The sequence below is a fragment of the Streptomyces sp. NPDC051180 genome (assembly GCF_040689545.1).
Taxonomy (GTDB): Bacteria; Actinomycetota; Actinomycetes; order Streptomycetales; family Streptomycetaceae; genus Streptomyces.
This window is the reverse complement of record NZ_JBFBBC010000009.1, coordinates 65,424-80,842: the sequence shown is the minus strand read 5'-3', so window position 1 is coordinate 80,842 and position 15,419 is coordinate 65,424. Positions and strand designations below refer to the sequence as shown.

At 72.4% G+C, this 15,419-nt stretch carries 15 protein-coding genes; 9 read left to right on the top strand and 6 right to left on the bottom strand.

Annotation, left to right across the window (positions count from 1 at the left end; all coding sequences use genetic code 11):
- Window positions 1-12: 12 nt before the first annotated feature.
- Window positions 13-417: a universal stress protein gene (locus tag AB0424_RS17850; RefSeq protein WP_366306755.1), complete on the bottom strand. Its 405-nt coding sequence runs from the start codon at window positions 415-417 to the stop codon at window positions 13-15.
- A 147-nt stretch (window positions 418-564) separates the two neighbouring features.
- On the opposite strand from AB0424_RS17850, the gene AB0424_RS17845 reads away from it, so the two are divergent.
- Window positions 565-1,455: a polysaccharide deacetylase family protein gene (locus AB0424_RS17845; protein ID WP_366306398.1), complete on the top strand. Its 891-nt coding sequence runs from the start codon at window positions 565-567 to the stop codon at window positions 1,453-1,455.
- Between the two features lie 60 nt (window positions 1,456-1,515).
- Here the strand turns inward: AB0424_RS17845 and AB0424_RS17840 are convergent, their stop codons facing one another.
- Complete coding sequence (locus AB0424_RS17840; RefSeq protein WP_366306396.1) at window positions 1,516-2,178, bottom strand: class F sortase; 663 nt, start codon at window positions 2,176-2,178, stop codon at window positions 1,516-1,518.
- Window positions 2,179-2,660: 482 nt separating this feature from the next.
- On the opposite strand from AB0424_RS17840, the gene AB0424_RS17835 reads away from it, so the two are divergent.
- Entirely contained in the window at window positions 2,661-3,185 is a 525-nt protein-coding gene (locus AB0424_RS17835; RefSeq protein WP_366306394.1) for a hypothetical protein, read from the top strand.
- 150 nt (window positions 3,186-3,335) lie between these two features.
- Here AB0424_RS17835 and AB0424_RS17830 read toward each other — a convergent pair whose 3' ends face one another.
- From AB0424_RS17830 to AB0424_RS17820, 3 genes are all read right to left on the bottom strand, one after another.
- On the bottom strand, window positions 3,336-3,890 hold the full coding sequence (locus tag AB0424_RS17830; protein WP_366306392.1) for a hypothetical protein: 555 nt from the start codon (window positions 3,888-3,890) through the stop codon (window positions 3,336-3,338).
- Between the two features lie 167 nt (window positions 3,891-4,057).
- Window positions 4,058-4,822 (bottom strand): hypothetical protein, encoded by a 765-nt coding sequence (locus AB0424_RS17825; RefSeq protein ID WP_366306390.1) that lies wholly within the window; start codon window positions 4,820-4,822, stop codon window positions 4,058-4,060.
- A gap of 91 nt (window positions 4,823-4,913) precedes the next feature.
- Window positions 4,914-5,672, bottom strand: coding sequence for a hypothetical protein (locus AB0424_RS17820; RefSeq protein WP_366306388.1), 759 nt, complete (start codon window positions 5,670-5,672; stop codon window positions 4,914-4,916).
- 531 nt (window positions 5,673-6,203) lie between these two features.
- On the opposite strand from AB0424_RS17820, the gene AB0424_RS17815 reads away from it, so the two are divergent.
- Together AB0424_RS17815 and AB0424_RS17810 are read left to right on the top strand one after the other, a co-directional pair.
- On the top strand, window positions 6,204-7,016 hold the full coding sequence (locus AB0424_RS17815; protein ID WP_366306386.1) for an SAM-dependent methyltransferase: 813 nt from the start codon (window positions 6,204-6,206) through the stop codon (window positions 7,014-7,016).
- Window positions 7,013-9,178: an EAL domain-containing protein gene (locus tag AB0424_RS17810; protein WP_366306384.1), complete on the top strand. Its 2,166-nt coding sequence runs from the start codon at window positions 7,013-7,015 to the stop codon at window positions 9,176-9,178. Before AB0424_RS17815 ends, AB0424_RS17810 begins: the two co-directional genes overlap by 4 nt.
- A gap of 309 nt (window positions 9,179-9,487) precedes the next feature.
- On the opposite strand, the gene AB0424_RS17805 is transcribed toward AB0424_RS17810, so the two are convergent.
- Window positions 9,488-10,366 (bottom strand): LysR substrate-binding domain-containing protein, encoded by an 879-nt coding sequence (locus AB0424_RS17805; RefSeq protein ID WP_366306382.1) that lies wholly within the window; start codon window positions 10,364-10,366, stop codon window positions 9,488-9,490.
- A 195-nt stretch (window positions 10,367-10,561) separates the two neighbouring features.
- Here AB0424_RS17805 and AB0424_RS17800 point away from each other — a divergent pair, with 195 nt between their 5' ends.
- The 5 genes from AB0424_RS17800 to AB0424_RS17780 all read left to right on the top strand — a co-directional run bounded on the left by AB0424_RS17800 (window position 10,562) and on the right by AB0424_RS17780 (window position 15,418).
- Entirely contained in the window at window positions 10,562-11,188 is a 627-nt protein-coding gene (locus AB0424_RS17800; RefSeq protein ID WP_366306753.1) for a succinate dehydrogenase, read from the top strand.
- A 2-nt stretch (window positions 11,189-11,190) separates the two neighbouring features.
- Window positions 11,191-13,137 (top strand): fumarate reductase/succinate dehydrogenase flavoprotein subunit, encoded by a 1,947-nt coding sequence (locus AB0424_RS17795; protein ID WP_366306380.1) that lies wholly within the window; start codon window positions 11,191-11,193, stop codon window positions 13,135-13,137.
- Window positions 13,134-13,883, top strand: coding sequence for a succinate dehydrogenase/fumarate reductase iron-sulfur subunit (locus AB0424_RS17790; protein ID WP_366306378.1), 750 nt, complete (start codon window positions 13,134-13,136; stop codon window positions 13,881-13,883). The genes AB0424_RS17795 and AB0424_RS17790 overlap by 4 nt, the downstream gene beginning before the upstream one ends.
- Window positions 13,884-14,174: 291 nt before the next feature.
- Window positions 14,175-14,567, top strand: coding sequence for a tyrosinase cofactor (locus AB0424_RS17785; protein WP_366306376.1), 393 nt, complete (start codon window positions 14,175-14,177; stop codon window positions 14,565-14,567).
- Window positions 14,568-14,590: 23 nt separating this feature from the next.
- The gene (locus AB0424_RS17780) at window positions 14,591-15,418 is read left to right on the top strand and encodes a tyrosinase family protein (RefSeq protein ID WP_366306374.1); all 828 of its coding nucleotides are present in this window, start codon (window positions 14,591-14,593) and stop codon (window positions 15,416-15,418) included.
- The last annotated feature ends 1 nt before the right edge of the window (window position 15,419 follow it).

Sequence of the window (15,419 nt, the reverse complement as noted above, 5' to 3'; positions counted from 1 at the left end):
GGCGCCGACCGGTCAGGGCACCACGGTGACGGGCCAGCGCCCGGCCTTCACCAGGCGGACGGCCACCGAGCCGACGAAGCGGTGGCCGGCGGACTCGGATGCGCCCACCACCACGGCGTCCGCGAGCAGTTCCTCGGCGGCCTGGACCAGACCGGCATAGGCGTCGCCCCGGAAGGTGCGGAACTCCCAGCGCATCCGCCACAGATCCCGAACGCGCTCCGCCGACGCGCGGATCTCCTTCGCGAGGTCGTCGGCGATCTCCTGGGTGGTGTCCGACACGGGCGCACCGAGCGCGGCGCCCGCCGGGAGCAGCGGCTGCACGTAGACCAGGGCGAGCAGCGCGTCCTGCCGCCGGGCGAGTCCGGCCGCGTAGGCGGCCGCACGCAGCGACGAGGCGGAGCCGTCTATTCCGGCCATGATCACTTTGGGGCCGTCGGTACCGCGTTCGAACCGGCCGGGGTGGTGTGCGCTCACCCTTCGAGGCTATCGGCTCATCGGGTGTTTTCGGACAGGGGGCCGGTGTCGATGAGGGGTGTGGACGCTCGCCCGTAGGAACCATTGGTCATGAAAAAGGATCAGATGACCAGTGGCCGCCGGGCGGTGCTGCGGCTCGCCGCCGCCCTGGGGGCCACCGCCACCGTCGGCGTCCTCGCGGCCGACCGGTTCGCCACGCCCGAGCCCGTCTCCGGCGCCGCCTCCCTCCCCCAGGGCGCGTCCGGCGGGGGACGCGGAGGCGCGGCGGGTCCCGGCCCGGCCGCCGGGCCGCAGGCCGGTACGGGCCGGCTGCTCCCGACGTCCTACCGGCTCCAGCCGATGACGGCCTACGCGCCGCCGGCCTTCCGCCGTGCGGTGCCGCCCGTGCGGCAGCGGCCCTTCCTCAGCATGTCGGGGGTCGGCAGGTCGATGGTGCTGACCTTCGACGACGGCCCCGACCCCCGGTACACCCCGGCGATCCTGGAGACCCTGCGCCGCCACGACTGCCGGGCGATGTTCTTCGTCTGCGGCGAGATGGCCGTCGAGAACCAGGACCTGCTGCGGGAGATGGACGCCGACGGACACGTCGTCGGCAACCACTCCTGGTCCCACCCGCTGATCCCCAAGCTGAGGCCCTCCCGCATCCGCGACGAACTCGGCTCCACCAGCGAGGTCGTCGAGAAGACCCTCGGCACCGCCCCGCTCTGGTACCGGGCTCCCTACGGGGCCTGGAACCGGCATTCCTTCGAGATCGGCGCCGAACTGGGCATGGAGCCGCTCGCCTGGACCGTCGACACCCTGGACTGGAAGGAGCCCGGTACCGACAGCATCGTCCGCCGCGTCCTCGACGGAGCCGCGCCGGGCACCGTGGTGCTCTCCCACGACGCCGGCGGCAACCGCTCCCAGAGCGTCGCCGCGCTCCGCCGCTACCTGCCCGCACTCCTCGACGCCGGCTACCGGATCACCGTGCCCCGGCGCTGACCTCCCCGGTACGGCGGAAGGGCCCCGGCACCAGGTGCCGGGGCCCTTCGTTCGGGGTGACTACCGCGAGCCGACCATCCGCGCGTAGACGACGACGTTCCCGTCGTAGCCACGCGCGCGCGTGTAGCCGCCGCCGCAGGTGATCACCCGGAGTTCCGGCTCCCCGTTGTCGGCGTAGACCTGCACGCCGGGGAAGTTGTCCTTGGCGTACACCTCGACGCCGTAGATCTCGAAGACCGCGACCCGGCCGTCGTACCGCTCGACCTCGACGTGCTGGCCCTTCTGGAGCGAGCCCAGGCCGTAGAAGACCGCGGGGCCCTTCGCGTTGTCGACGTGGCCGACGATGACGGAGGTGCCGCGCTGTCCCGGGGCGATGCCGTTCTGGTACCAGCCGGCGAGGTTGGGGTCCTCCGGCGGCGGGGCCGCCACCCAGTCGTCCGCGTCCAGGCCCACGTCCATGACGGGGGCCGCCACCTGGATCGCCGGGATCTTGATCCGGGACGCCGGCGCGAAGGGCAGCGGCTCCAGACCGGTGGTCGCGGCGGGCGGCGGCGGGGCGACCGGATGCGCCACCGGCCGGGAGGCGGCGGCGGGTTGGGGCGGCCCGTCGGCGATGTCCACCCCGTTGCGCATCATCGCGAGTCCGGACAGCATGGCGAGGGCCAGGACGCCCCAGGGTCGGCGTCTCCTGCGTTCGAAGACGCGGAAGTCCTTCGGGGGCATGGTTCTCCCTTCTCGGCGTCGTCAGAACGGTAAATCCGGTCGCGTGCGACGTCGCGCCGGACGGCGCGAACGGGTGGGGGCCCGCTGCCGGACGGGTGTCGCGAGCGTCGGCGGCCCTTCCGGAGGGGTGCGGACCGCCCTGCCCGAGGCGCGTGCCGGAGACGGTGCGGGCGTCTGCGCGGAGGCCGGGCGGGAGCGGGTCCGGGGCGAGCGCGGCGGCCCGTGCCGAAGCACCGCCGGGGCGCAGCCGGGTGACGTCGGGGCTGACCCATCCGAGTAATCGTCAGATAAGCATCCCGAACGGCTTTGACCTGCGGCTCCGTTGCCTCAGGGGGCCCTTCTCCCGGCGTGTCGCCTCACCGGGGTGGCCCAGCGCCGACGTGCACGGCTCGCACCGACTTGTGATGGTTCGTCATGGAAGGCGTACTCGTCGAATCTCCCGGAGCACCGCTTTGGGGCGTCTTCCATCAGGAGGTTCAACCATGCGTGCTGCACGCACTCTGGCGGTGACGGCGACCGCGTTCGCGGCGCTCGGACTCGCGGCCCCCCTCGCCACCGCAACCAACGGGCCCAGCAACGTGACGGTCCCTCTCCAGGCCGAGCGGGGCGGAGACGGTTCCAACGGCGTCACCGTGTCCCCCTTCGCGGTCCACCAGGGCGCGATCCTCACGATCACCGTCCGCGGCTGCGCGGGTGGCACGGTCACGTCGAACGCCTTCCCGACGACCACGCTCCCCGCCGCCGTCAACGGGGTGTCGACCGCCACCCCCCGCATCTTCAACAACGCCACGCCCGGCCAGTACAACCTGGCCGTCCAGTGCAACGGCCGCACCCTGACCCAGCCGTTCCGGGTCCTGGCCGGCCAGGGCGCCCAGGGTGGTCTCGGCGGCTCGATGGCGCCGAGCTCCACGGAGATGGCCATCGGCGGCTCGCTCGTCGCCGCCGCCGCCCTCGGCGGCGGTCTCTTCATCGCCCGCCGCCGGCGTGTGACCGGCGCGGGCATCTGACCGGCCGAACCTCCCGGCCGGCCCACCGTGCGCGTCGCCCCCGAGTCCCCGCCGGGACCCGGGGGCGACGGGCGTCCCGGGGCGCCGCGCTCCACCCGACGGGCGTCGGGGGACGACGTGCACCGCTCCGGGCCGGGTCATGACACCCGGTCAGTGACGTCGGCCGGCGCCGGAGCGGCGACGGACCGCATAGAGCGCGGCACCCGAGGCGGCGACCAGGACGAGGGCCCCGCCGGCGGCCAGTTCGGTGGTGCTGGGCGCCATCGAGCCGCCGAGCCCGCCCTGCACCCCGCGCGGAGGCGTGAGGATCGTGGCGCTGATGGTCGGGGTGGCGGTGGGGGAGCCGCTGATCGTCAGGGCGACGGTGTCCTGCACGCCGCCGGTGCAGTTGAAGAGCACCGTGTAGACGGCCCCGCGCTTGGCGTCGAGGTCCACCGTGGCCGAGGCCGTCGCTCCCGGGGCGATCGTGACCGTGTCGAAGATGCCGGCCGAGGCCGTCGCCGTACTGGCGCAGCCGGGCGCGCTCAGCGTCACCCGGCCGCCGGGGGCGACGACCGAGGGCGACACGACGAAGTCGCCCGGAGCCCTGGCCCGCACCTTGGGGCCGGGAGCGGGAGCGCCGTCCGCGGCGAGGGCGACGGGGGCGGCCAGGGCGAGGGCGGCCGCCCCCAGCAGGGCAGTGGTAGCGGCACGTATCGCGCGCATGGTGAATCCTCCGGGTCCCGAGGGGCAGCCGCGGAAGGGGGCTTCCGCCAAAGACCGTGCGTACACCTCGTCGCCGGAAACGCTAGGAGCGCACTACCACAGCCGCGATCCCAGACGCGCGAATGGGGCATGGAGGTCCCCCGAGTGGCCCACAAGGGCGTGTCGCCTCACCGGGTGAGGTGCGGGAACAGATCGGTGAACGGCGCGGCGGTGGCCGAGATGCCCCGGCCGAACGGCGCGTCGAAGTCCCAGATGAGGAAAAGCAGGAACGCGATCAGCACGCTGAACAGCCCGGCGAGCAGCAGCTCCCGTCCGGTCCTGCGGATCTGGAGCGTGAAGATCAGGCCGACGGTCACCAGGGCGCCGATGATCAGACCGAACCACACCACCCCCGGCATGGTCGCCCCGGCGTTCTGGCCGCGGGCCCCGCGGGCGTCGTCGGCCGCCGCGACCTGGTCCACCAGCGGCTGGTACGCCTGGCCCTCGAAGTCGTTCGCGGGCTGGTAGTCGGTGACGCTGCGGCGGACCCGCTCCAGGAGCGCGGTGCCCTCCTCGCTCAGCTCGCCGTGCTCGGACATGTACGTCCACTCGTCGTGGACCACATAGGAGACGTAGGCGTCGACGTCGGCGCGGATGCCCGACCGGACCGCCTGCGGGTACACCTCGGCGCGGGCCGAGATCTCGTGCATGGCCTGCGCCTCCTGCCGCACGGTCTCCTGGGCGGCCCCGCGGGCCTCCCAGACGCCGGCGATGGCGAGGCCGAGGACGATCGCGTAGATCACGCCGATCATCATCGTCATGTACTCGATGACGTCGGGTGTCTCGCTCGGGTCGTCGTCCTCCGTGATCCGGCGGTTGTTGATGACGACGATGGTGAGGACGACGGCGCAGGCCGCCGCCATCGCGAGGGTCAGAACGAGCCATTCGGACAAGGGAGTTCTCCGGCGGGAATCAGCGGGACGACGGGACGGCGGATCGAGGGGGCGGCGGATCGAGGAGACGGCGGAGTGCGGGGACGGCGCGTCACTTGGACCGGGGGCGCAGGATCGCCGTCGCCAGCACGGCCGGGGCGGTGATCATCAGCGTCGCCGTGACGACGGACGTGCTCGCCTCCCGCTTGGCCTTGGTGGCGGGGCGGTAGTGGGGCAGCGCCACCGGCGTCGGGGCCGGGGGCCGGGGCCGCACGGTCGGCGGGGGCGGCGGCGCGGGGGCCGGCTCGGGCGGCCTCGTGGTCGGGGGCGGCGGGGCCGGGGCGGCGGGCGTGGGCCTGGCGGCCGGGGGCTTCGGCACGGGCCGCGGCGGGGGAGGGGTGGGCCGGGGCGACGGCGGGGGCGGCTCCGGCTTCGGGGTGGGCTTCGGGGACGGCGTGGGCTTGGGCGGTGTGGGCTTGGGAGTGGGCTTCGGCGTCGGGGTGGGCGTCGGCTCGGGCGTGGGTGTGGGCGTCGGGCACGGTGGGGGCGGCTTGGGGTGGCAGGGCTTCGGGTGGTGGTGGTGATGACCCTTGCCGTGGCCCTTCCCATGGCCCTTGCCGTCGCCGTGGCCCTTGCCGTGGCCGTTCCCGTGGCCCCGGCCCTCGCCGGGACCGTGGCCCTCGCCTCCGCGGCCGCGGGAGCCGCCGTCGTCGTCGTGGCCGCCGGCGTAGGCCACCGCGAGGTGCGCACCGCCCGCGTCGGTCGAGGCGTAGGCGCAGGCGTCCGCGGCGGCGGGTACGGGTGAGGCGAGGAGCCACACCAATCCCAGGGCCGCCACCGGCCGCGCGAGAAGTGATCCGTTCAGAGACACGCCGTCGAGCTTGATCACATCAGGGGCGTCGCGGGGCGGAATCGCGCGGGATTCGCCGGATGGAGGGGATCTCCGCTTGTGTGGACTTGACGTTTCACCGCGCGCCGCCCACGGATTCGGTGCAATGGCCGGTAGGGACGACCGGGGCGAATCGAGAAGGGCCCTTCCGGCCTGGCGGTCGAGAAGTGTCCGGTTGTCGCCCTGTCGGAACAGGCGGTCGACGGGGCATCCTGCACCGGCGACACGGCCCCGACGCCGGCAACGGCCGAGGTGAGGGCGGGGCCTGAGGCGCCGTCGGGTGAGGAGAGGCGTCGCCGACGCAGTCGACGCACGCTCATATGCACGTGAATTTGCACAGCCTGAAGGCGTGAACTCTGCGTTCCGCGAGCACGTGCCAATGGCGTGTGACCAAGAACGGACCGCTAATTTCCGTTTCTACTCGCTCTCCCGGCGGGCGATCAGTAGCCTCACCTCGAACACCGGCCACGAACACATGGCCGCATCCTCCGTGGCGACTTGTTGGAGACATCGATGGAGCGACCCGCCTGGGCCCCGCCCGGCATCGACATTTCGGTGCCGAGCGTGTCCCGTATGTATGACTTCTATCTGGGCGGCTCGCACAATTTCGAAGTGGACCGGGAAGCGGCGCGCAAGGCCATGGAGTTCATGCCTGGCCTGCCCAAGATCATGCAGGCGAACCGTGCCTTCATGCGGCGCGCCGTCCGCCACGCCGTTGACAACGACGTCACGCAGTTCCTGGACATCGGCTCCGGCATACCCACCTTCGGCAACGTGCACGAGGTCGCCCGCGCCGCCGACCCCGCCGCGCGGGTCGTCTACGTCGACCACGACCCGGTCGCCGTCGCCCACAGCCGCGCCGTCCTGGAGGGCGACGAGAGCGCCGCGGTCGTCGCCGCCGACCTGCGCAAGCCGGCCGAGATCCTCTTCAGCCCCGAGGTGACCCGGCTGCTCGACCTGGACCGGCCGGTGGCCCTGCTCCTCGTCGCCGTCCTGCACTTCCTGGAGGACGACGACCGGCCGCACGAGGCCGTCGCCGAACTGCTCGACGCCCTCGCCCCCGGGAGCCTCGTCGTCGTCACCCACGCCTCCTACGAGGGCATCCCGCTCCTGGAGGAGGAGGCCGGCGGCACCGTCGGCGTCTACCGGAACATCCGCAACCCCCTGGTGATGCGGTCCAGCGCCGAGATCGCCCGCTTCTTCGAGGGCACCGAACTGGTCGAACCCGGCCTGGTCCCGATGCCCCTCTGGCGACCGGAGAGCCCGGTCGAGGAGGAGGATCCGTACGCCTTCTCCGGTTTCGCAGGGGTGGGGCGCAAGGCGTGAAGGTCCCGTCGCAGCCCACCGGCGCACTCGCGGAGGCCGACGGCCCGGAGGACCGGCTCCGGAGGTTCGTCACCATCTGGAGCCGTGCCATCTTCCCGGTGACGGCCACCTCGCTGACCCGCGCCGAATTCGATGTCCACCTGCTGCCGTTGGCGCGCACCCTGTGCGACGCGCTGCACGCCCGGCCGTTCGACACGGCCCCGGCGCAGCGCACCGGAGCGGCCCTCATCGACGCGCACTGCACCGACCCGGACGCGCTCGGCCGCAGCCTCGGCGTCGTCGACTCGTACCTGGTGCTCTACTGCGGAGCCGAGTCGGACCTGCCCGCCGAGGAGCTCCGCGCCCGGTGCTCCCGACTCCAGCACGCCATGGCCACCGGCTACGCCCAGGCCCTGCGCGAGCGGACCCGCGCCGAACAGGAGGCGATCGCCCGCTCGGCGCTCGCCGCCCGCAGCGCCGCCGAGATCGCCCTGCACGCCACCGAGAGCCGCTTCCGCGCGGTCTTCGACGGCGCCGCGATCGGCATCGGCATCGCCGACCTCGACGGCAACATCCTGGAGATCAACGAGACCCTCACCCGCATGTTCGGCGGGATGGAGGGCCAGGTGCGCAGCCGGAACGTCAGCGAATGGGTCCACCCCGAGGACGGCCCGCACGTCTGGAAGCTGTACGAGGAACTGGTCCGGGGCGAGCGCGAGCACTACCGCGTCGAGAAGCCCTACTACCGGGGTGACGGAACGGTTCTCTGGACCAACCTCACCGTCTCCCTCCTGCGGGACGCCGAAGGCCGCCCCCAGTACCAGCTCGCCCTCCTGGAGGACACCACCGAACGGCGCCTGCTCCACCTGCGCCTGCGGTACGAGGCCACCCACGACGCGCTCACCGGGCTGCCCAACCGCACCCTCTTCTTCGAACGCCTGGAGAAGGCGCTCGCGCCCGGCGACAACGCCCGCTTCGGCCTCTGCTACCTCGACCTCGACGGCTTCAAGGTCATCAACGACAGCCTCGGCCACTCCACCGGCGACCGGCTGCTCGTCGAGGTCGCCGACCGGCTGCAGACCTGCGTCACCGGCGCGGGCGAGATGGTCGCCCGGCTCGGCGGCGACGAGTTCGTCGCCCTCACCACCGCCCCCGGCGGCGAACGCGACGTCACCGAGCTCGCCGACCGCATCCTCGCCGCCCTCGCCACCCCGCTCCGCATCGACGGCCGCGAACTGACCGTCCGCGGCAGCCTCGGCGTCGTCGAGGGCCCCGCGGGCGAACGCACCCCGGCCGAGGTGCTCCGCAGCGCCGACATCACCATGTACCGGGCCAAGTCCGCCGGCGGCAACCGCTTCGAGCTCGCCGACCCCGAGGCCGACGCCCGCGCCATCACCCGGCACGGACTCACCACCGCCCTGCCCACAGCCCTCGAACGCGGCGAGTTCTTCATCGAGTACCAGCCCCTCGTCCACCTCGACGACGGCAGCGTCCACGGCGCCGAGGCGCTCGTCCGCTGGTGCCACCCGCAGCACGGCGTGCTCGGCCCCGACCGCTTCATCCCCCTCGCCGAGGACACCGGCCTCATCGTGCCCCTCGGCCGGTGGGTCCTCCAGGAAGCCGTGCGCCAGGCCCGCTTCTGGCAGACCCGGCACGCCGACGGCGGCCCCCTGCGCATCAACGTCAACCTCTCCCCGACCCAGCTCCACCACCCGCGCCTCGTCGCCGACACCGTCGACGTCCTGGAGCGGTCCGGCCTCGAACCCGGTGCGCTCTGCCTCGAAGTCACCGAATCCGCCCTCATCGGGGCCGACGAGGACCTCCTCAAGCCGCTGCGTCAGCTCGCCGAGATGGGCGTCGACATCGCCCTCGACGACTTCGGCACCGGCTACTCCAACCTCGCCAACCTGCGCCGCCTGCCCGTCAGCGTCCTCAAGCTCGACCGGTCCTTCACCCGCGGCATGCAGCAGCACCCCGTCGACCCCGTCGACCTCAAGATCGTCGAAGGGATCGTCTCCCTGGCCCACAGCCTCGAACTCGCCGTCACCGTCGAAGGCGTCGAGACCGGCGCGCAGGCCCGCCGGCTCCGTGACCTCGGCTGCGACACGGCCCAAGGCTGGTACTACGCCCGCCCCGGCGCCCCCGACCGCATCCACTCCCTCCTCCTGGCCGACGCGATCTGACCGTCCCGCCCCACCCGCGTCGCGGGGCCCGCATCCGGGCCTCGCCTCCCCCGGTGCGACCGGGCGGCCCCCCCGCCCGCCCCCGTGTGGGCAATCGTCCCGCTGGGGCGGGACGGGTGGGCACACGGGACGGCGCGCCTGGCCGCGCCCCCGCCCCTTGCGCCTGGACCCGCACCGTCCGCGCGACGCGCAAGGGGTGCGGGCCCGGGCGCGGAAGCCTAGGCCCGGCAGGGGCGCCGTCCGTTGTGCCCACCCGTTCCGCCCCAGCGGAACGATTGCCCACAACGGGGGGGGCGCGGAGCGGGCGGGTCAGCGGGTGCGGAGGAGGAGGTTCTGGAGTTCGCGGGCGGCGCGGGGCGGGGCGACGTCGCTGCGGTGGGCGAGGGCGATGGTGCGGCGGAGCCCGGGCCGGGCGAGCGCGGTGACGCGGAGGTCGCGGCCGGCCCGCGCGGCGACCATGGTGGGGACGACGGCGAGACCGAGCCCCGCGCGGACGAAGCCGAGGACCGCGTCGAGCTCGCCGCCCTCGACGGTGAAGGTGGGCTCGAAGCCTTCGGCGCGGCAGGCGGCGACGGTGAGTTCCCGCAGGTCGTAGCCGTGCCGGAACATGACGAGCGGCTGGTCGCGGAGGTCGGTGATGCGGACGGGCCGGCGGGGGGCGGGCGCGGAGGCGGAGGACACGACGACGAGGTCCTCGCGGAGCAGCTCGACGGTGGTGAGGGCGGGGGAGGGGGTGGGGAGGGGGAGGACCACCAGCGCGAGGTCCAGCGCGCCGCGGGCGAGCTCGCGGACGAGGTCGTGGGAGCCGCCCTCCTCGATGAGGAGCTGGATGCCCGGGTGGAGGTCGTGGAAGGTGCGCAGGACGTCCGGCAGGAGCCCGGTGCAGAGGCTCGGGGTCGCGCCGAGCCGCACCCGGCCGCGTTTGAGCTGGGCGAGTTCCTGTACTTCGAGGCGCGCGGTCTCGGTGTCGGCGAGGATGCGGCGGGCGAGCGGCAGCAATGCCTCGCCGGCGTCGGTGAGGGCGATGTTCCCGCGGGCGCGGCTGAAGAGCTCGGCGCCCAGTTCCTGTTCCAGTGCCTTGATCTGCTGGGAGAGGGAGGGCTGGGAGACGTGGACGCGCTCGGCGGCCCGGGTGAAGTGGCGGGTCTCGGCGACGGCGACGAAGTACAGGAGCTGCTGGAACTGCATGGGGCCAGCGTAGGCGATGTGGATAGGCGTGTCCTATCGAGTTGAGCCGGACCATGTCTTGGACCTCTTGGGTCCTTCGGCCCTAGCGTCGTACGCATGGCTCTGGCACCCACGAGGGACCGCACGGCGGGCCGCCCGCCGTCCCCCACACCGTCACGCGGATTCTGGTCGTCGACCCTGGGCAAGAAGACGGTCATGGCCGTCAGCGGGCTGATCATGCTCGGCTATCTCGTCGCCCACGTCGCGGGCAACCTGAAGGTCTTCTTCGGCCCCGAGGAGTTCAACGGCTACGCCCACTGGCTGCGGGTGCTGGGCGCGCCCGTCCTGCACCACGAGTGGGCCCTCTGGATCGTCCGGCTGGTGCTCGTCGCCGCCGTCGTGGCCCACGCGGTCTCGGCGTACCAGCTCAGCCGGCGTGACGTGAGGGCCCGCCCCACGGCGTACGTCCACCGGCGCAGGCGCGCGTCGTACGCCACCCGGACCATGCGCTGGGGCGGGATCGTCCTCGCCCTGTTCATCGTCTGGCACATCCTCGACTTGACCACCGGCACGGTCCACCCCGGCGGCTTCGAGGAGGGCCGGCCCTACCAGAACGTGATCGACACCTTCTCCACCTGGTACGGCAACGTCATCTACATCGTCGCCATGCTTGCCGTGGGCCTCCACGTCCGGCACGGCTTCTGGAGCGCCGCGCAGACCCTGGGGGTCGGCAGTGCCCGTCGCGAGCGCTTCCTCAGGGGGGCGGCGAACCTCCTCGCGCTCGTGCTGACCGCGGGCTTCGTCTCCGTCCCCGTCGCCGTCATGACCGGAGTGGTGAGCTGACCATGAGCTATCTCGACTACACGACCGGCGAGCCGATCACCGACACCAAGGCCCCCGGGGGTCCCGTCGCCGAGCGCTGGGACACCCGCCGCTTCGAGGCGAAGCTGGTGAACCCGGCCAACCGCCGCAAGCATCGGATCATCGTCGTCGGCACCGGCCTGGCCGGCGGTTCGGCCGGCGCGACGCTGGCCGAACAGGGCTATCACGTCGTCCAGTTCTGCTTCCAGGACTCCCCGCGCCGGGCCCATTCCATCGCCGCGCAGGGCGGCATCAACGCGGCCAAGAACTACCGCAACGACGGCGACTCGATCCACCGCCTCTTCTACGACACGGTCAAGGGGGGCGACTTCCGGGCGCGCGAGTCCAACGTCCGCCGGCTCGCGCAGATCTCGGTGGAGATCATCGACCAGTGCGTCGCCCAGGGCGTGCCCTTCGCCCGTGAGTACGGCGGCCTGCTCGACACCCGCTCCTTCGGCGGCGTCCAGGTATCCCGGACCTTCTACGCGCGCGGCCAGACCGGGCAGCAGCTCCTCCTCGGCGCCTACCAGGCGCTGTCGCGGCAGATCGCCGCCGGGAACGTGGAGATGCACGCCCGTACGGAGATGCTCGACCTGGTCGTCGTCGACGGGCGGGCCCGCGGCATCGTCGCGCGCGACCTCGTCACGGGCGAGATCTCGACCCACTACGCGGACGCCGTGGTCCTCGCCAGCGGCGGCTACGGCAACGTCTTCTACCTGTCGACGAACGCGATGAACTCCAACGCCACCGCCGTCTGGCGGGCGCACCGGCGCGGCGCCTACTTCGCCAACCCGTGCTTCACGCAGATCCACCCCACCTGCATCCCGCGCACGGGCGACCACCAGTCGAAGCTGACCCTGATGAGCGAGTCCCTGCGCAACGACGGCCGCATCTGGGTGCCGAAGGCCAAGGGCGACACCCGTCCCGCCGCGGAGATCCCCGAGGACGAGCGCGACTACTACCTGGAGCGCATCTACCCCTCCTTCGGCAACCTCGTCCCCCGGGACATCGCCTCCCGGGCCGCCAAGAACGTGTGCGACGAGGGGCGCGGCGTCGGACCCGGGGGCCAGGGCGTCTACCTGGACTTCGCCGACGCGATCCGCCGGATGGGCCGCAAGGCGGTCGAGGAGAAGTACGGCAACCTCTTCGACATGTACGAGCGGATCACCGCGGAGAACCCGTACGAGGTGCCGATGCGGATCTATCCCGCCGTGCACTACACGATGGGCGGGCTCTGGGTGGACTACGACCTCCAGACCACGGTCCCCGGCCTCTTCGCCGTCGGGGAGGCCAACTTCTCCGACCACGGGGCGAACCGCCTCGGGGCCTCCGCCCTCATGCAGGGCCTGGCCGACGGCTACTTCGTCCTCCCGGCCACCATCAACGACTACCTGGCGCGCCATCCGCACGCCGAGGCGGTCACCGACGACCATCCGGCGGTGCGGGAGGTGCTCGCCGAGACCGAGGACCGGCTGAACCTCCTCCTCGCCGTCGACGGCGACCGCACCCCCGACTCCTTCCACCGCGAGCTCGGCGAACTCATGTGGGAGTACTGCGGGATGGCCCGCACCGAGGAGGGTCTGCGGACCGCTCTGGCGCGGATCCCCGCGATCCGCGAGGAGTTCTGGAGCCGGGTCAAGGTCCCGGGGACGGGCGAGGAGTTCAACCAGTCCCTGGAGAGGGCCAACCGGATCGTCGACTACCTGGAGCTCGCCGAGCTGATGTGCCTCGACGCGCTCCACCGCGCCGAGTCCTGCGGCGGCCACTTCCGCGAGGAGTCCCAGACGCCGGACGGCGAAGCCGCCCGCCGTGACGAGGAGTTCGCGTACGTGGCCGCCTGGGAGTTCGACGGGGCCGACGGGACCCCCGTCCTCCACAAGGAGGAGCTGTCCTTCGAGTACGTCCACCCCACCCAGCGGAGCTACGCATGAGGCTCAACCTGCGCGTCTGGCGCCAGAAGAACGCCGGCACCGAGGGTGCCATGGCCACCTACGCGGTGGACGGGATCTCGCCCGACATGTCCTTCCTCGAGATGCTCGACACCCTCAACGAGGACCTCACCCTGCGCGGTGAGGACCCCGTCGCCTTCGACCACGACTGCCGCGAGGGCATCTGCGGCGCGTGCAGTCTCGTCATCAACGGCGACGCCCACGGTCCGGAGCGCACCACCACCTGTCAGCTCCACATGCGCTCCTTCCGCGACGGCGACACGATCGACGTGGAGCCCTGGCGGGCCTCCGCCTTCCCCGTCGTCAAGGACCTGGTCGTCGACCGGTCCGCCTTCGACCGGGTCGTCCAGGCGGGCGGGTACATCACGGCACCGACCGGATCCGCCCCGGAGGCCCACGCCACCCCGGTGCCCAAGGCCGACGCCGACTCGGCCTTCGAGCACGCCGAGTGCATCGGCTGCGGAGCCTGCGTGGCCGCCTGCCCCAACGGCTCCGCGATGCTGTTCACCTCGGCCAAGATCAACCACCTCAACGTCCTGCCCCAGGGCTCGCCCGAACGCGAGACCCGGGTGCTCGACATGGTGGCCCAGATGGACGCCGAGGGCTTCGGCGGATGCACCCTGACCGGGGAATGCGCGACGGCCTGCCCGAAGGGCATCCCCCTTCCGTCGATCGCGGCGATGAACCGGGAGTGGCTGCGGGCGCGGCGCAAGGCCCCCCGCGGCTGAGACCGGATCCGGACAGTCTGAGGGCGTGGGCTCCGCCACACCTCGCACCCCTGAGCGAAAGATCGTTCACAAAACGATCACCTTCTCCGTAAGATCTTCGCTCGGGGGTGCTTCTGTCGCTCGCGACAGCAAGATCAACTCTGTTCAAACCTGGACCTTTCCCCACATGTTGTCCACATCGCGGCCAACCACCCCCCGGTGATTTCCGCCGCGCCGACGCCCCCGGGTACTGATGGACGTGCCGGGGGCACATGACCAAACCCCCGGTCGCACAGACCATTTGGGGGTTTCATGTCCGACATCACCCGCCGCCGGGCGCTCGGCGTCGCGGCCGGCGCGGCAGGCGCCGTCGCCGGCGTCGCCCTGGCCGGCTCCGCCATAGCCGCCGGTCCCCAGGACGCCGCTCCCGCGGCCGCCCCGGCTCCCGGCTCCTTCGACGAGGTCTACCAGGGCCGTCGCATCAAGGGCGGACCCTCGCACGGGGGCGGTCACCACGGGGGGCACCACGGAGGCGGCTACTCCGTGACGATCGACGGTGAGGAACTGCACGTGATGCAGAACGCCGACGGCACCTGGATCAGCGTGATCAACCACTACGAGCCGGTCACCACGCCCAAGGCGGTGGCCCGCGCGGCCGTCCGCGAGCTCCAGGGCGCCCCGCTCGTACCCCTCACCCTCGGCTGACCGATCCAGGAAGCGGCACCACCATGACCGTACGCAAGAACCAGGCCACCCTCACCGCCGACGAGAAGCGGCGCTTCGTGAACGCGCTCCTGGAGCTGAAGCGCTCCGGGCGGTACGACACCTTCGTCACCACGCACAACGCCTTCATCATGAGCGACACCGACAGCGGCGACCGCGTCGGCCACCGGTCGCCGTCGTTCCTGCCGTGGCACCGGCGCTTCCTCCTGGAGTTCGAGCAGGCGCTCCAGTCGGTCGACCCGACCGTCACCCTTCCCTACTGGGACTGGACCGCCGACCGCACCTCGCGCTCCTCGATCTGGGCACCCGACTTCCTCGGCGGCACCGGCCGCGTCCGGGACGGCCAGGTGACCGACGGCGCGTTCGCCCGCAGCGGCAACCGCTGGACCATCACCGTCCGCGTCGACGGGCGCGACTACCTGCGGCGCGACCTCGGCGCCGGCGGCCGTCAGCTCCCCACCCGGGCGGAGGTGGACTCCGTCCTCGCCATGGAGACGTACGACATGGCGCCCTGGAACAGCTCCTCGGACGGGTTCCGCAACCACCTGGAGGGGTGGCGCGGAGTGAACCTCCACAACCGCGTCCACGTCTGGGTCGGCGGCCAGATGGCCACCGGGGTCTCGCCCAACGACCCGGTGTTCTGGCTGCACCACGCCTTCATCGACAAGCTGTGGGCCGACTGGCAGGCCCGTCACCCCCGCTCGACGTACCTGCCGGCGGCCGGCACCGCGAACGTCGTCGACCTCCGGGACACCATGCGCCCGTGGAACGACGTGACGCCGGCGGACATGCTGGACCACACCCGCCACTACACGTTCGACACCGCGGCCTGAC

What these genes read in the sequence shown, in the direction of transcription:
- AB0424_RS17815 (WP_366306386.1), top strand. Translation starts at nt 6,204, where the DNA reads ATGGAGCGACCCGCCTGGGCCCCGCCCGGCATCGACATTTCGGTGCCG.
- AB0424_RS17785 (WP_366306376.1), top strand. Translation starts at nt 14,175, where the DNA reads ATGTCCGACATCACCCGCCGCCGGGCGCTCGGCGTCGCGGCCGGCGCG.
- AB0424_RS17800 (WP_366306753.1), top strand. Translation starts at nt 10,562, where the DNA reads ATGGCCGTCAGCGGGCTGATCATGCTCGGCTATCTCGTCGCCCACGTC.
- AB0424_RS17835 (WP_366306394.1), top strand. Translation starts at nt 2,661, where the DNA reads ATGCGTGCTGCACGCACTCTGGCGGTGACGGCGACCGCGTTCGCGGCG.
- AB0424_RS17790 (WP_366306378.1), top strand. Translation starts at nt 13,134, where the DNA reads ATGAGGCTCAACCTGCGCGTCTGGCGCCAGAAGAACGCCGGCACCGAG.
- AB0424_RS17830 (WP_366306392.1), bottom strand. Translation starts at nt 3,890, where the DNA reads ATGCGCGCGATACGTGCCGCTACCACTGCCCTGCTGGGGGCGGCCGCC.
- AB0424_RS17840 (WP_366306396.1), bottom strand. Translation starts at nt 2,178, where the DNA reads ATGCCCCCGAAGGACTTCCGCGTCTTCGAACGCAGGAGACGCCGACCC.
- AB0424_RS17845 (WP_366306398.1), top strand. Translation starts at nt 565, where the DNA reads ATGAAAAAGGATCAGATGACCAGTGGCCGCCGGGCGGTGCTGCGGCTC.
- AB0424_RS17805 (WP_366306382.1), bottom strand. Translation starts at nt 10,366, where the DNA reads ATGCAGTTCCAGCAGCTCCTGTACTTCGTCGCCGTCGCCGAGACCCGC.
- AB0424_RS17795 (WP_366306380.1), top strand. Translation starts at nt 11,191, where the DNA reads ATGAGCTATCTCGACTACACGACCGGCGAGCCGATCACCGACACCAAG.
- AB0424_RS17780 (WP_366306374.1), top strand. Translation starts at nt 14,591, where the DNA reads ATGACCGTACGCAAGAACCAGGCCACCCTCACCGCCGACGAGAAGCGG.
- AB0424_RS17850 (WP_366306755.1), bottom strand. Translation starts at nt 417, where the DNA reads ATGGCCGGAATAGACGGCTCCGCCTCGTCGCTGCGTGCGGCCGCCTAC.